Origin of the sequence: Polynucleobacter sp. AP-Nickl1-40-C4, from assembly GCF_035012665.1 — a bacterium.
Classification (GTDB): Bacteria; Pseudomonadota; Gammaproteobacteria; order Burkholderiales; family Burkholderiaceae; genus Polynucleobacter.
In genome coordinates this window covers 64,592-79,595 of the sequence record NZ_JAYGQR010000009.1, presented here as the reverse complement: position 1 = coordinate 79,595, position 15,004 = coordinate 64,592, and the positions used below count along the sequence as shown (strand labels likewise).

11 protein-coding genes are annotated in these 15,004 nt (G+C 47.5%); 1 reads left to right on the top strand and 10 read right to left on the bottom strand.

The features are described 5' to 3' along the window. Nucleotides 1–48: 48 nt before the first annotated feature. The 9 genes from VC182_RS10345 to scpB form a co-directional block, all read right to left on the bottom strand. Complete coding sequence (locus VC182_RS10345) at nucleotides 49–2,412, bottom strand: Tex family protein (RefSeq protein WP_323485235.1); 2,364 nt, start codon at nucleotides 2,410–2,412, stop codon at nucleotides 49–51. A 110-nt stretch (nucleotides 2,413–2,522) separates the two neighbouring features. Further along, nucleotides 2,523–4,340 (bottom strand): translational GTPase TypA, encoded by a 1,818-nt coding sequence (typA, locus tag VC182_RS10340; protein ID WP_072583488.1) that lies wholly within the window; start codon nucleotides 4,338–4,340, stop codon nucleotides 2,523–2,525. 51 nt (nucleotides 4,341–4,391) lie between these two features. After that, nucleotides 4,392–5,303 (bottom strand): tRNA pseudouridine(55) synthase TruB, encoded by a 912-nt coding sequence (gene truB / locus VC182_RS10335; protein ID WP_216243848.1) that lies wholly within the window; start codon nucleotides 5,301–5,303, stop codon nucleotides 4,392–4,394. A gap of 3 nt (nucleotides 5,304–5,306) precedes the next feature. Further along, entirely contained in the window at nucleotides 5,307–5,687 is a 381-nt protein-coding gene (gene rbfA, locus VC182_RS10330) for a 30S ribosome-binding factor RbfA (protein WP_072583486.1), read from the bottom strand. A 5-nt stretch (nucleotides 5,688–5,692) separates the two neighbouring features. Beyond that, entirely contained in the window at nucleotides 5,693–8,452 is a 2,760-nt protein-coding gene (gene infB, locus VC182_RS10325) for a translation initiation factor IF-2 (protein ID WP_072583485.1), read from the bottom strand. A 13-nt stretch (nucleotides 8,453–8,465) separates the two neighbouring features. Further along, on the bottom strand, nucleotides 8,466–9,947 hold the full coding sequence (gene nusA / locus VC182_RS10320) for a transcription termination factor NusA (RefSeq protein WP_072583484.1): 1,482 nt from the start codon (nucleotides 9,945–9,947) through the stop codon (nucleotides 8,466–8,468). After that, nucleotides 9,944–10,435, bottom strand: a complete 492-nt coding sequence (rimP, locus tag VC182_RS10315; RefSeq protein ID WP_072583483.1) for a ribosome maturation factor RimP — start codon at nucleotides 10,433–10,435, stop codon at nucleotides 9,944–9,946. Before rimP ends, nusA begins: the two co-directional genes overlap by 4 nt. Nucleotides 10,436–10,608: 173 nt before the next feature. Further along, nucleotides 10,609–12,405 carry a pseudouridine synthase gene (locus VC182_RS10310; RefSeq protein WP_216121426.1) on the bottom strand — a complete coding sequence of 599 codons (1,797 nt, stop codon included), beginning with the start codon at nucleotides 12,403–12,405 and terminating at the stop codon, nucleotides 10,609–10,611. Nucleotides 12,406–12,411: 6 nt separating this feature from the next. Beyond that, nucleotides 12,412–13,140: an SMC-Scp complex subunit ScpB gene (gene scpB / locus VC182_RS10305; RefSeq protein WP_072583481.1), complete on the bottom strand. Its 729-nt coding sequence runs from the start codon at nucleotides 13,138–13,140 to the stop codon at nucleotides 12,412–12,414. Nucleotides 13,141–13,326: 186 nt separating this feature from the next. Between scpB and VC182_RS10300 the strand changes: the two genes are divergently transcribed. Continuing rightward, a complete protein-coding gene (locus VC182_RS10300) occupies nucleotides 13,327–14,250 on the top strand; it encodes a patatin-like phospholipase family protein (protein WP_143143913.1) in 924 nt (307 codons plus the stop codon). A 26-nt stretch (nucleotides 14,251–14,276) separates the two neighbouring features. Here VC182_RS10300 and VC182_RS10295 read toward each other — a convergent pair whose 3' ends face one another. Further along, the gene (locus tag VC182_RS10295; RefSeq protein ID WP_216243851.1) at nucleotides 14,277–14,924 is read right to left on the bottom strand and encodes a C40 family peptidase; all 648 of its coding nucleotides are present in this window, start codon (nucleotides 14,922–14,924) and stop codon (nucleotides 14,277–14,279) included. Nucleotides 14,925–15,004: the final 80 nt, after the last annotated feature.

The following is a 15,004-nucleotide window of genomic DNA, read 5'->3' as shown; positions in this document are numbered from 1 at the left end:
GGATCGATAGAACCTTCAGGCTTCTGCACCCATACAAAAAATAAGCTGCTATTTTTTTAACTTAGCTAATGCCATAGCCATGGCGTTATTAATGGGCGCAGCCGACCTTCTATCTTCCTGTGGTTTTCTGTTTTCTGTTGACCTAGGGCGATTGGGGGCTCTTTGCTCAGTTTTGGCTGCCGCCTTAGCGCTTTCCTTTGGGGCTTCATCACTTAAGCGCATCGTTAATGCAATACGCTTACGCTTTTCGTCTACCTCTAGCACTTTGACTTTCACAACCTGCCCCGCTTTAACAACGCTATGCGGATCTTTTACGAAGGTATTAGATAAAGCAGAGATATGCACCAAGCCATCTTGATGTACACCAATGTCAACAAAGGCACCAAAGGCGGCAACGTTAGTCACTACGCCTTCTAAAATCATATCCGTTTTGAGGTCGCTAATTTTCTCGACACCATCTTTAAAAGTTGCAGTAGTAAATTCAGGGCGTGGATCTCGACCAGGCTTTTCCAATTCTTTAATAATGTCAGTAACAGTAGGCAGACCAAATTGGCCATCAGCATACTTTTCTGGTGAAAGTGACTTCAGCAAACTAGCATCACCAATCACTTCTTTAACGCCTTTCTTAATATCCTTCAGAATCTTTTCTACCAAAGGATAAGATTCAGGATGAACTGCAGAAGCATCTAATGGATCATCGCCATTCATGATGCGCAAGAATCCAGCAGCTTGCTCATAGGTTTTATCGCCGAGTCGCGGAACGCTCTTGAGATCCGCCCTCGATTTAAATGCACCCTTGCTATCGCGATAGGCCACTATTCCCTCAGCCACTGTTGAGCTTAAACCGGAAACCCGTGCTAGCAATGGGGCTGAAGCCGTGTTCACATCAACACCGACAGCATTCACGCAATCCTCAACTACTGCGACTAATGATTTAGCCAACTGGGTTTGCATCACATCATGCTGGTACTGACCCACACCAATTGATTTAGGATCGATCTTTACCAGTTCGGCTAATGGATCTTGCAGGCGACGTGCAATCGATACTGCGCCACGGAGCGATACATCCATCCCGGGCAATTCTTTTGAGGCATATTCAGATGCAGAGTAAACAGAAGCACCCGCTTCAGAAACAACAATCTTGGTGAGTTTGAGTTCTGGCTTAGCCTTAATCAGTTCTTGGGCTAATTTATCAGTCTCGCGAGATGCAGTACCGTTACCAATCGAGATTAAGGTGGCATTGTGCTTCTCAGCTAATTTAGCCAAAACATGTAATGAACCAGCCCAATCATTTTTTGGTTGATGCGGGTAAATTACTTCAGTGTCCACTACTTTTCCAGTAGCATCCACTACGGCCACTTTCACACCAGTGCGCATGCCGGGGTCGAGACCGATAGTTACCCTTGGGCCAGCAGGCGCTGCCAGCAAGAGGGCTTTAAGGTTGCGAGCAAATACATTAATCGCTTCAGTTTCTGAGCGCTCACGTAACGCTGTCATCAGCTCAGACTCCAAATGGAGTGAACACTTAATGCGCCAAGTCCAGCGAACAGTATCGGCTAACCAAGCATCGGCAGGTCGCCCCTCGTTTTTGATCTTGAAATGATTGGCTATCCGGTTTTCACAAGGATTGTGAGGAGAATCCCATTTTGGCTTTTCTTCTTCAGTATCTAGACGCAGGTTGACCATTAACATCTGTTCCCGACGACCCCTGAATAAAGCTAAGGCACGATGAGATGGAATGGCTTTAATCGGCTCAGAGTAATCAAAGTAATCAGCGAACTTCTCTCCCTCTTGCTCTTTACCAGCAATCACTTTGGATTCGACTACACCGTGATCTTGTAAATACTCTCTAAGAGATTGCACCAATGCTGCATCTTCTGCAAAGCGCTCCATTAAAATTTGACGTGCTCCTTCAAGCGCAGCCTTGGTATCCGCAACGCCAGGATTATCTGTCCCATCGACCTGGAACGCCTCCTTCAGATACTTTGCAGCTTCTGTTTCAGGATCGAGCTTGGGATTATTGAGGAGGTCATTTGCCAAGGGCTCTAAGCCAGCCTCTAAAGCAATTTGTGCCTTAGTCCTTCTCTTAGGTTTATACGGCAGGTAAAGATCCTCCAAGCGAGTCTTATCCTCTGCCAACATTATGGCTTTCAGCAACTCTGGCGTCATCTTGCCCTGCTCCTCAATGGAGGCAACGATTGTCTTGCGGCGATCCTCTAGTTCACGAAGATAGCTAAGACGTTCTTCCAATAAACGTAACTGCGTATCATCCAAGCCACCGGTAGCTTCTTTGCGGTAACGAGCGATAAATGGCACGGTAGCCCCCTCATCCATCAGGGCTATAGCAGCAGCTACTTGAGCAGGTTTAGCAGCAAGTTCTTGGGCAAGGCGTTGTTCAATTGATGGCAGCATGTATATCTAGTTTTATTTATTTAACTTATAAATGATTAATTTATAGTTTTGATTTCAATGAAGAACAAAAGCCACCCGGAGGTGACTTTTATTGTGTAGCTGGAAAGAGCTTACTCGCGGGATGCTTTCTTACGATCGTGCTCTTTCAGGTGACGCTTACGGATACGTACGCTTTTCGGCGTTACTTCAACCAACTCATCATCGCTAATGAATTCAACCGCATATTCCAAGGTCAAATCAATTGGTGTTACCAAGCGAACTGCTTCGTCAGTACCTGAAGAGCGAACGTTGGTTAATTGCTTACCCTTGATTGGGTTAACAACCAAGTCATTGTCACGACTATGGATACCAATAACCATTCCCTCATATACAGGATCACCATGGCTAACAAACATACGACCACGATCTTGTAACTTCCAAATAGCATAGGCAACTGCTTCGCCATCATCTTGACTGATCAATACGCCATTATGGCGTTCACCCAAAATGCCATCTTTCGCTGGAGCATAAGAATCAAATGTGTGACTCATCAAACCATTACCGCGAGTCATGGTCATGAAGTCACCCTGGAAGCCGATCAGACCACGTGCAGGAATGCGGTACTCAAGACGGGTGCGGCCTTTGCCGTCACTCACCATATCTTGCAACTCACCCTTACGCTTACCCAAGTCTTCCATCACAGAACCTTGAGTGGCATCTTCTACGTCAACCGTTAAGTTCTCATACGGCTCCATTTTGACGCCATTCTCTTCATGAAAGACAACGCGTGGACGGGAAACGGCCATCTCATAGCCTTCACGACGCATGGTCTCTACCAAGATAGTGAGATGCAACTCGCCGCGACCTGATACCTCAAATACGGTGTCATCATCAGTCTCTTTTACGCGCAGAGCCATATTGGCCTTCAATTCGCGGTCTAAACGTTCACGAATTTGACGGCTAGTTACAAACTTGCCTTCACGACCAGCCAATGGACTAGTGTTCACCATAAAGTTCATGGTCAAGGTTGGCTCATCAATCTTGAGCATTGGCAATGGATCTGGCTTATCAACCGCACATACTGTTGTACCAATGGCCAAATCTTCAATACCATTGATGAGGGCGATATCACCAGCAACCGCCTCGTCAACGATTTCTCGCTCGAGACCTTTAAATTTTAATACTTGGTTGATACGGCCTTTGAATGGCGTGCCATCAGGACCATTCATGCAGACCACTTCCATGCCTGACTTCACGCGGCCCCGGCTAATACGGCCAACACCGATCTTGCCAACATAGCTGTTGTAGTCAATTGAAGAAATCTGGAATTGCAAGGGGCCTTCTGCGTCGTCATCACGCACAGGAACGTGCTTCAGAACAGCATCAAACAAGGGGCGCATAGTACCTTCACGCACATCTTCTGACTCTCCTGCATAACCATTCAAGCCTGATGCATAGATCACCGGGAAATCTAACTGCTCTTCAGTGGCGCCTAGTTTGTCAAACAATTCAAAAGTTGCGTTGATCACGTAGTCGCAACGTGCGCCTGGACGGTCAACCTTATTAATCACAACGATTGGCTTCAAACCTAATGCCAAGGCTTTCTTGGTAACGAAGCGGGTCTGTGGCATTGGACCTTCAACCGCATCAACCAAGAGCAATACACCGTCAACCATCGAGAGTACGCGCTCTACTTCACCACCGAAGTCCGCGTGTCCTGGTGTATCAACGATATTAATATGTGTACCGTCATACTCCACTGCACAGTTCTTGGACAAAATAGTAATGCCACGCTCTTTTTCCAAGTCGTTTGAGTCCATGACGCGTTCAGTCATTTTTTCATTTGAGCGGAATGTGCCAGATTGGCGCAAGAGTTGGTCAACCAAGGTAGTTTTTCCGTGGTCAACGTGGGCGATGATGGCGATGTTACGAAGTGCGCGTTTAGTCATGTGAAGCTTCTTGAGTTAAAGATAAGTAAAAGGGTTATAAATAATGATTAATTAATGAGCCTGCGAAATTAAGCGCTTTGGATGCAAAACACCAGAACGCCAATCAGCAGTACCAATAAAGTTATGAGGAGCAGCAGTCGCACGATAAATACGTACCAATGCTTCAATGGAAGGTAAGTTCAGCGGAACACGCTGCCCCATTTCAAGACGTTTCGCTTGTTGCTCATCCACTGTTAAGTGTGGCAATGTTTGTAGCAAGGCATCAACAGGCAATATGTAGTCAGCACTATTTTGCAGGCCGCTTTGTATCGCTTCAATCGTAAAGGACTGCTCAAGATTGAGATGCCCTACTTCGGTACGACGCAAGCCAACTAAATGGGCGCCACATCCTAGGGCATTACCAATATCTTCTGCCAGAACACGAATATAAGTTCCTTTGCTACAGCTGACTTCTAACGTAGCTTCGGGCCAAGCAATGTCAGTCCAGCGAATGACGTGAATGGTGATATCTCGTGGAGTGCGCTCTAACTCAACACCTGCGCGAGCGTATTCATATAAAGGTTTGCCATCACGCTTGAGTGCGGAATACATTGGCGGCACTTGAGATATCGGCCCCGTAAATTTTGGAAGTAAAGCATCTAATGCAGATTTGATTTCAACTGTGCTTGCATAAACAGGTAAAGGCAACTCTTCAATGATGAGACCTTCAGCATCGCCGGTATCAGTGCGTGAGCCGAACTTTACTCGAGCGATATAAGACTTATCTGCTTCAAGCAAATCTTGTGAATACTTGGTTGCTTCGCCTAAGCAGATAGGCAGTAAGCCGGTCGCCATTGGATCCAAAGTACCAGTATGGCCAGCCTTGTCAGCATTAAAGGCGCGCTTGACTGCAGTAACGGCACCCTGTGAACTCATTCCAGCAGGTTTATCTAGCAGCACTACGCCGTCGATCCGTATTGACATGAACTATTTAGTCTCGTCTTTGTGGTCGCTGCTGCGATCACTATCAACGGCTTGATCGATCAATCGAGACATTTCTATGCCATGCTCTACTGAGCTGTCATAGTGAAAATGTAAGGTAGGAACAGTATGAATATGCAAACGCTTAAACAAGAGTGAGTGCAAATACCCTGCTTTTTCTTGAAGCGCTTTTAAAGCATGCTCAGGCTCAGCACCCAAAACCGTAAAGAACACTTTGGCATGGGCCAGATCCGGTGTGAGCTCAATACTTTGTAAAGTAATCAAGCCCAAACTCGGGCTGCGCAATTCACGAGGAATAAGTTCGGCCAGGTCTCGCTGAATTTGATCGGCGAGACGCTGGTTACGATGCGGGCTAGTTTTATGCATATTGCTTAGAGTGAACGTGCAACTTCAGTAACTTCAAATACCTCAAGCTGGTCGCCCTCTTTAATGTCGTTATAGCCTTTTAATGACAGGCCGCACTCAACACCAGCACGAACTTCTTTAGCGTCATCTTTGAAGCGCTTGAGAGAGTCCAGTTCACCAGTCCAAACAACGACGTTGTCACGCAAGAGACGAACACTAGATGTGCGTTTGATGATTCCATCAACCACCAAGCAACCCGCGATAGCGCCAACCTTAGATACCAAGAAGACTTGACGAATCTCAACGAGACCAGTGATTTCTTCTTTCTTATCTGGAGTCAACATGCCGCTCAGCGCCAACTTCACTTCATCCACTGCGTCATAAATAATGTTGTGATAACGAATATCCACACCATTGTTTTCAGCCAGCTTACGAGCCGCTGCATCAGCGCGGGAATTGAATCCAAAAATAACCGCTTTAGAAGCAACTGCCAAGTTCACGTCAGTTTCAGTAATACCACCAACACCTGCGTGAACAATTTGCACCTTCACCTCGGGTGTAGATAACTTCATTAATGACTGTGCCAAAGCTTCTTGAGAACCTTGTACGTCAGCCTTGATGATCAACGGCAATAACTTGGCTTCAATGGCGCCTTCTTCCATGTTTTCCATCATGGTTTCAAGTTTGAATGCCTGCTGTTTAGCCAACTTCACATCACGGAACTTACCTTGACGGAAAAGTGCAATCTCACGAGCCTTACGCTCATCAGGAACCACTTGTACTGACTCACCAGCTGCAGGAACATCTCCTAAACCTTGAATCTCAACTGGGATAGATGGGCCGGCTTCGTTACATGGCTTACCGTTTTCATCCAACATAGCGCGTACGCGTCCGTAGGTTGAACCTGCCAACAACATATCTCCACGCTTGAGCGTGCCTGATTGAACCAATATGGTTGCTACAGGGCCCTTACCTTTATCCAAACGCGCTTCTATGACTAAACCTTGAGCTGGCGCATCTTTAGGTGCTTTCAATTCCAAGATTTCAGCTTGCAAGAGCACGTTCTCTAGCAAGGCATCAATGCCCTCACCAGTTTTTGCGGATACCGGAATAAATGGCACATCGCCACCGTATTCTTCAGGAACCACTTGCTCTGCCACCAACTCAGTTTTGACGCGCTCAGAATTGGCTTCTGGTTTATCAATCTTGTTAATTGCCACAACAATTGGAACGCCGCCTGCAAGTGCATGGTGAATCGCTTCTTTTGTTTGCGGCATCACACCGTCATCAGCAGCAACTACCAAGATCACAATATCGGTCGCCTTAGCACCACGAGCACGCATTGCCGTAAAAGCTTCGTGACCCGGGGTATCCAAGAAGGTAATCATGCCACGCGGAGTTTCCACATGGTAAGCACCGATATGCTGAGTAATGCCGCCGGCCTCACCAGTAGCTACTTTGGCTGCACGAATCTTATCGAGCAAGGAAGTTTTACCGTGGTCAACGTGACCCATCACCGTTACAACTGGAGGACGCGGCAACAACTCCGCATCATGACCATCTGTACCGAGATCTAAATCTGGATCATCCAATTTTGCAGCAAAGGCTTTGTGACCCATTTCTTCAACAAGAATCATTGCGGTATCTTGGTCAAGCACTTGATTGATGGTGACCATTTGGCCCATACCCATCAAGAGCTTAATCACTTCTGCACTCTTCACCGCCATTGCATGAGCTAACTCAGCAACAGTAATGGTTTCTGGTACATGAACATCACGCACTATAGCTTCTGTTGGCACTTGGAAGTTGGTATCTACGTTCGCTTCAGCAATTTGACGTTGCTTCTTACGACCACCGCCTGAACGCCAACCACCAACACCACCAGAAGAATCTCCGCGCGTCTTTAGGCCACCAGGTTTCTTAGCGCCTTCTTCTTGCCAAGTCGATGATGTCTCGGAAGATTTAATAGTCTTTCCGCCAACTTTAGCAGCAGCCTTCTTCTTATCATCAGCACCTTCAACTTTTGCAGGTTTGTGCAAAGTACCTTTTTTCGCTTCTTCAGCAGCAATTTCACTTGGCGCTTTGAGAACACGTGCAGGAGCGCTCATCATGTCGCGGATTGCTAAAGCCTCAGCTTCAGCAGCAGCACGACGAACACGAATATCTGCTAATTCTTTTTCTTTGCTAGCCGCTAAATCTTTAGCGGCTTTATCTGTTGCTGCCTTTTTCTCTGCTGCCGCTGCGGCAGCAGCCGGCGCTGCATCTACAGGCGCTTCTTCTTTAGCAATTACTGGAGCCGCAACTTCTTTTTGACGTGCTTCTTCGGCGGCCTTCATTTCTGCTTCTTGACGCGCCAATAACTCAGCCTGGCGCGTTGCTTCAGCTGCGCGTTTCTCTAATTCTTCTTCAGAAATTATGGGTTTAGCTGGTGCTGCTGGAGCAACTTCTTTAGCCACTGGAATCGGAGTCTCTTCAGGCGCCTTATCACCGGCCTTAACGAGCACACGTTTTTTACGAACTTCAACTTGTACCGTGCGAGTGCGTCCAGCAGAATCCGCTTGACGAATTTCTGAACTCTCACGCTTGATTAAAGTAATCTTTTTGCGAGCGCCAGAATCTGCACTGCCATGTTCTTTTTGCAAATGCTCAAGCAGGACAGTTTTGTCCTTTTCGGTAATGCTATCGTCCTCAGAACCTTTTTCAATACCGGCCGCCTTCAACTGCTCCAAGAGGTCTGGCGCGGTACGTTTTAATTCTTTAGCGAGTACTTTTACTGTTGTTGCCATGCACTACTTCCTCTCATGAAGTAAACCAATGTTCGCGCGCTTTCATGATGAGCGTTTTCGCAGTTTCTTCGTCAATTTGTGTCGCCTCAACTAGCTCATCAACAGCTAATTCAGCAAGGTCGTCACGGGTATGTACTTGATTGTCAGCAAGCTTAGCAATCAGCTCTGTAGTCATTCCTTCCAGGGAGCGTAAATCTTGTGAAACCTCACCAATACGCTCTTCCTTTGCCAACTCCATGGTCAACAAAGAGTCACGAGCGCGGGTACGCAACTCATTCACAGTATCTTCATCAAATGAATCAATCTCTAACATTTCAGACAATGGTACGTAGGCCACTTCTTCTAATGTGTTGAAACCTTCTTCAATCAAAATATCAGCCACTTCTTGGTCTACGTCCAACTTGTCCATGAACAATTGACGTACAGAAGAAGCTTCTTTTTCAGTTTTCTCAGCAGACTCTTCAGGAGTCATGATGTTGATCTGCCAACCAGTCAAATCACTCGCCAAACGAACGTTCTGTCCACTACGGCCAATAGCGATTGCCAAATTCTCTTCGTCAACCACTACATCCATCGCATGACGCTCTTCATCAACCACGATTGATGAAACTTGAGCTGGAGCCAAAGCACCAATCACAAATTGCGCTGGATCTTCAGACCACAATACGATGTCGACCGCTTCGCCGGCTACTTCGTTACGGACAGCAGTTACGCGTGTACCACGTACGCCAACGCAAGTGCCAATTGGATCGATGCGCTTGTCATAAGTAATCACAGCAATCTTTGCGCGCACACCAGGATCACGGGCAGCGCCCTTAATCTCCAGTAAGCCCTGTTCCATTTCTGGAACTTCGTTCTCAAACAACTTAATCAAGAAGTCTGGGCAAGTACGTGAGAGTTCGATTTGTGGGCCACGTGCTTCGCGATCCACCTTAAGAATATAGGCGCGAACACGATCACCAGAGCGTAAGTTCTCTTTTGGGATCATTTGATCACGACGCAGCAAGGCTTCAACACGACCGGATTCAATGATCAGGCCATTCTTGTCGGCACGCTTGACGGTACCGGTCATGACTTTTTCGCCACGCTCAAGGTAGTCGTTCAAAATCTGTTCGCGTTCAGCGTCACGAATGCGCTGCAAGATGACTTGCTTAGCAGCTTGTGCGCCGATACGACCAAATGCTAAAGATTCAATTTCCTCTTCGATGTAGTCACCAACTTCCATGTCGGCGAGTTGCTCTTGGGCTTCAAATTGCAGAATCTCTTTGTCCGGCTCTTGCAAACCAGCTTCATTGGGCACAACCAACCAGCGACGGAAGGTTTCGTATTCACCAGTTTCACGATCAATTGAAACGCGGATATCCACGTCTTCTGTAGCGTAGCGCTTCTTGGTCGCAGAGGCCAAAGCCATCTCCAACGCCTCGAACACAATTGCTTGATCAACGTTCTTTTCACGCGCTAACGCGTCTGCCAACATGAGAACTTCTCGGCTCATGACTTTCTTCCTTTGAAATCAATAACAGGGACCAACCGAGTCTTATCGACCTCGGCTAAAGAGAACTCCAATTGAGAAGGCTGACCATCAGCACCCTCAAATACCAAACCAAACTTTGCATCCGGTGAATTCAATTCACCACTCAGCAAACCTTGTAACTCACCACGAAAATTCTTGCGACCGCCAACTGCCACGCGCAATTTCAAATCCACTTGCATTCCAGCGAAGCGCTCATAATCAGCGGCACTTTTCACTGGACGATCCAATCCTGGAGATGAAATTTCTAAACGCTCATAAGGAATGTTTTCAACTGGCAAGGTGTAGCTCAATTGATGGCTCACCTTCTCGCAATCCAAAACAGAAATCAAGCGTTCGTAATCTGGGTTTTCAATCGTGACGCGCAGCAATCCTCCGGCTTCACGCTCTATCTCCACTAGCGTGTAACCCAAGTTTTCCAGCTCTGCAGAAATAACCTGCTGATCCTTCACGACATCCCCTCATACCAAAATGGCAAAAAAAAATGGGCTTCAAAGCCCATATTCTTGAAATTCAGAACAGGCCGACTTACGTTGATCGCAACATCAGTCGGTAACTACTAAATACAGCAGAAACCTGCTGTAAGACCAAAATTATAGCCTATTTGGCATAAAACTGATACAAATCAGAAGCTTTCGCCGGGATTACGGGGTTTTCTAGGTCCTTTATTGAAGGGTTTGCGCCCTTTTGGCGCGCTACGTTTAGGCCCATTTCCAGGACTCTGGGGGTTGCCCGTCACAAAAGCAGACTGCCCGTGGTGAACTTTGCTGCCTTTACTGCGGTTTTGGCCCTGACCACCTTGACCACCCTGTCCGCCTTGCCCACTTCGACCGCCTTGACCACCCTGTCCAGGTCTGCCACCTTGAGTACGACCACGGAAAGGTCCACGCCCTTCGCCAGAACCACTGCCGCCACCAGGTTTTCCACCTCTACCCTGATGCGTTAGGCCGTTATGGCCACTAGCAAGGGTTAGAGCATCACGGGATCCCCAGTAGGAAACGGAGGTTTGCATTGGATCCGGCTGGAAATCTTCTCCAACTGGACGACGATCTCGATTATTAGGGTTAGGGCCACGGCCCTTATCTTGAGGCTGTGGCATTTTTAAACCAGCAGACTTCATCAAGTTATAGATGCCGCCAGCCTCAATCTCTTCCCATTTGCCACGTCGGAGGCGTGGAGGTAATAAGAAAATGCCGTAACGAGTTCTAATCAAGCGAGAGACTGTATGACCAACTGCTTCGAACATACGACGCACTTCGCGATTACGACCCTCACTTAATGCAACGTGATACCAACGGTTAGCGCCTTCGCCGCCGCCCATCGCTAGGCGCAAGAATTTAGCTTGGCCATCATCGAGCGTAATGCCACTCTTTAAGAGCGAAGTATTTTCTTGACTCAAGTCGCCCAAGATGCGCACGGCGTATTCACGCTCGACACCGTAACGGGGATGCATTAAGCGATTTGCTAACTCACCAGAAGTGGTGAACAACAAAAGACCTTCGGTATTAAAGTCCAATCGACCTACCGCGATCCAGCGTCCTTGACGCGGTTTAGGTAAACGATCAAATACGGTTGGACGACCCTCTGGGTCTGACTGGCTAACGATCTCACCTGCCGGCTTGTGATACATGATCACGCGCGGCGGCTTAGTCTGAATCTTGCGATGTACAGGTTTGCCATTGATACGCACTTGATCTGTTGGTCCAATACGCTGACCAATATGCGCTGGTAATCCGTTAACTGATACGCGCCCTTGAATAATCAAGTCTTCCATATCGCGACGGGATCCCATACCAACATCAGCTAATACCTTGTGCAACTTAACGGTATCTTCATCATCAGCATCATCATCTAAACCATCGAGGTCAGACCAAACTTCATCACGCAAACTGAGTGGGAGATCATCAACGTTCGCAAACTGCAGACTACTCATTTCCTCATCCGTTGGCGCATCTGAATCCTCATCTTCGCGTGAGCGTTGTGCACGCTGCGCGCGACGCTCTGCACCAGTTTGATGAGATACCTCATTCTCATTCACACTATCAGGATTTTTTAATTCCTCAACTTCAGGAGCATCTAAAGCAGCGTCAAACTCACCAGAGACAACTGAGGCAAACAAAGCCTCACTCTCAGCTGGATTGGGAGCTAATTTAGAAGATTGGTTATTGCCTTGATTATTACCGCCTTCGCGCGGACCATTGGAATCAGTACCTTCACGGCGTGGCCGATCTTTATTAAATGGGCGCTTCTTATTAAATGGGTGTTTACTACCTCCGGCACCTTGGCGGCGCGGGCGACGTTCACCACGCTCTCCGCCTTCAGACTTTTGGCCATCCGAGTTCGATGGTGCAGCATCTGCATTAGAAGGGGTTGCCGATGGATTTACTACCGGGGATGAATCGTTTTCGTTAGGGCTTGTCATTAATTATTATTTTGTTTCGTCTGGGTTGTCTTCAGACTCAGGGGTAACTTCATTAGCCTCTTCTTCAGAAACCTCAATGCTGGCTTCTTCTAAAGTGGCTTCGGTTGTCTCTTCGTCAATCTCGCTCACCTCTTGAGCATCCGCATCAATCACTACTGTCTCAACAGTGGCAGATGGATCAAACTCCATCACCGCTTGACCTAATTGCGCTGCAGCAGCCATTGGCGCCGCATCTTCCAAAATCGGCAAGCTTTGTAAATTGGTCAGACTGAGATCATCTAAAAATTGTTTGGTGGTGGCATACAAGCCTGGGCGACCAATAGTTTCTTTATGACCAATTACCTCAACCCAACCACGATCTTCTAATTGCTTCATTACGTTACTACTCACAGCAACACCACGGATTTCCTCGATCTCACCACGGGTTACAGGTTGGCGGTAAGCGATGATGGCTAAAGTTTCCATAACAGCACGTGAATACTTCGGCGGCTTTTCTGGAGTCAGGCGATCAAGGTACTCACGCATCGAAAGACGGCTTTGAAAACGCCAGCCAGTTGCGATATGCACCAATTCCATACCCTTGTCATCCCAAGCGCGTTGCAGCTCGACTAATGCTTCATCGATATCTGCCGTAGTGATGTCTTCTATAAATAAGCGAGACAAATCAGCAACGGTGAGTGGTTCCTGTGCGCACAGGAGGGCTGTTTCAATGACGCGCTTATTGTGATCGTCCATAAAATTCGGGCTACCAGGAGTAATCCTGACTAGGCTTTAAAAGGTATTTAGTAATGGGTTTTGGTGTTCTCAAGCTACTACGGACAATCCATCTCATCAATTCTTCTTGGGATATGCCCGCGCTGAAACGAAGTACTTTTCGTTCACCTTGCGCACATTATAAGGTAGGCTCAATACAATAGCCATATGCATAAGAATTCCACAAAACCCCCTTTATCCAGGCCTCAGGCCATCCATTCCTTGGAGCGCCGTCGACTCCTTGGCCTCGGAATTGGCATGGGCGCCCTCCTTGGGGGCGTAGGTTTGAGCTCTTGCAGCCTTGTTGGGAGTAAAAAACCTGTGGTTGGCCTAGTTCTAGGCGCTGGAGCAGCTCGAGGTTTTGCTCACGTGGGCGTCATCAAGGCATTAGAAGCCCAAGGCATCAGACCCGATATTGTTGTTGGTAGTAGCGCTGGTAGCGTGATTGCCACCCTACTCGCATCAGGCGCCACTGGGAATGATCTCAATCGCTTAGCCCTCAATCTAGATGAGGCCACGATTGCCGACTGGGGCCTCCCATTTGCTGGCCGATTTGGCGGACTCATCAAGGGTGATGCCCTGCAAAATATGGTGAATCGAGAAGTGCAAAACAAATCGATTGAACAAATGCGCATCCCCTTAGGAATTGTTGCTACTGAATTGCAATCTGGCCAAGGGGTTCTATTTAGAACAGGCAATACAGGCTTAGCCGTTCGCGCATCTTGCAGCGTACCCGGAGTATTTCAGCCGGCAGTGATCAGCGGCAAAGAATATGTCGATGGCGGTTTAGTGGCACCAGTACCAGTCAGCTATGCAAGACAGATGGGGGCAACCTTAGTCATTGCAGTAAATATTTCTTCCGAGCCGGCTCATCAAGATGCCAGCGGAACCTTAGGTGTTTTGCAACAAACCATCTCTATCATGCAGAGAAGCATCAATCAGTACGAACTCAAGAGCGCTGATATCGTGATTCAGCCGCAGTTAAAGCAAATGGGTAGCGGTGATTTCAAATCCAGAAATGCCGCCATACTCGCCGGTGAAGCTGCGGCGCAAGAGCAAATGGGTTTGATTAAAGAGAAGCTGAAAGGCTAGCAACCATCAGGCTGCAGAGGGCTTGATTAAAGGCTGCGTGAATTACGCTTAAGATTTTTGACTTCGTTAAGAAGCTCTTGACGCTCAGAGTCATCGAGATTGTCGCTACCGTCTAAACGACGTGCCCCGTCAAAACGTTTATCCCAATAGAGGCTACCGAGATCATCCACTCGAACATTGGTGCCTTTGGAAGGTGAGTGAATGAATTTGTTATCGCCCACATAAATTCCGACGTGAGAAAAAGTGAGGCGCATCGTATTAAAAAATACAAGATCTCCTGGCTGCAATTCTTCACGGCTAATCGGCTTACCAACACGACTCATTTGCGTTGACTTGCGTGGCAATAAGAATCCCAACTTATCTTTGAAGACGTAGCCAACAAAGCTACTGCCATCTAATCCAGACTGCGGTAATTCTGTATCCCAGCGATAGCGCACGCCAATGACTTCCATAGCGCGGTTAATTAATTCGTCTGACTTGCCAGTCACGGTATCGGCCAAGCGGTCCGATACTCGGGCAATGTAGGAGCGCCCTGCTTGGAACATGCTTTCTTTGGGAACTACAGCATCCGCAGATGCCTCTACCGCCGTATCAACCGCATAGGCAGATACAGAGATGATGGCGCCTAAACCTAGGCCCAGCAGTTTTAAAAGAAGTGCTTTTTTCAATGACATCGGATCAGTTTAACAAAGAACCCTCAATTAACCAAGTCTTCACTCTATGCTTAAGTCTTTGTTTATAATGATAAAATTGC

Bases quoted from the DNA above. Each gene is read 5' to 3' on its own strand.
- VC182_RS10345 (WP_323485235.1), bottom strand. From the start codon at position 2,412: ATGCTGCCATCAATTGAACAACGCCTTGCCCAAGAACTTGCTGCTAAA.
- typA (WP_072583488.1), bottom strand. From the start codon at position 4,340: ATGACTAAACGCGCACTTCGTAACATCGCCATCATCGCCCACGTTGAC.
- truB (WP_216243848.1), bottom strand. From the start codon at position 5,303: ATGTCAATACGGATCGACGGCGTAGTGCTGCTAGATAAACCTGCTGGA.
- rbfA (WP_072583486.1), bottom strand. From the start codon at position 5,687: ATGCATAAAACTAGCCCGCATCGTAACCAGCGTCTCGCCGATCAAATT.
- infB (WP_072583485.1), bottom strand. From the start codon at position 8,452: ATGGCAACAACAGTAAAAGTACTCGCTAAAGAATTAAAACGTACCGCG.
- nusA (WP_072583484.1), bottom strand. From the start codon at position 9,947: ATGAGCCGAGAAGTTCTCATGTTGGCAGACGCGTTAGCGCGTGAAAAG.
- VC182_RS10310 (WP_216121426.1), bottom strand. From the start codon at position 12,405: ATGACAAGCCCTAACGAAAACGATTCATCCCCGGTAGTAAATCCATCG.
- scpB (WP_072583481.1), bottom strand. From the start codon at position 13,140: ATGGACGATCACAATAAGCGCGTCATTGAAACAGCCCTCCTGTGCGCA.
- VC182_RS10300 (WP_143143913.1), top strand. From the start codon at position 13,327: ATGCATAAGAATTCCACAAAACCCCCTTTATCCAGGCCTCAGGCCATC.
- VC182_RS10295 (WP_216243851.1), bottom strand. From the start codon at position 14,924: ATGTCATTGAAAAAAGCACTTCTTTTAAAACTGCTGGGCCTAGGTTTA.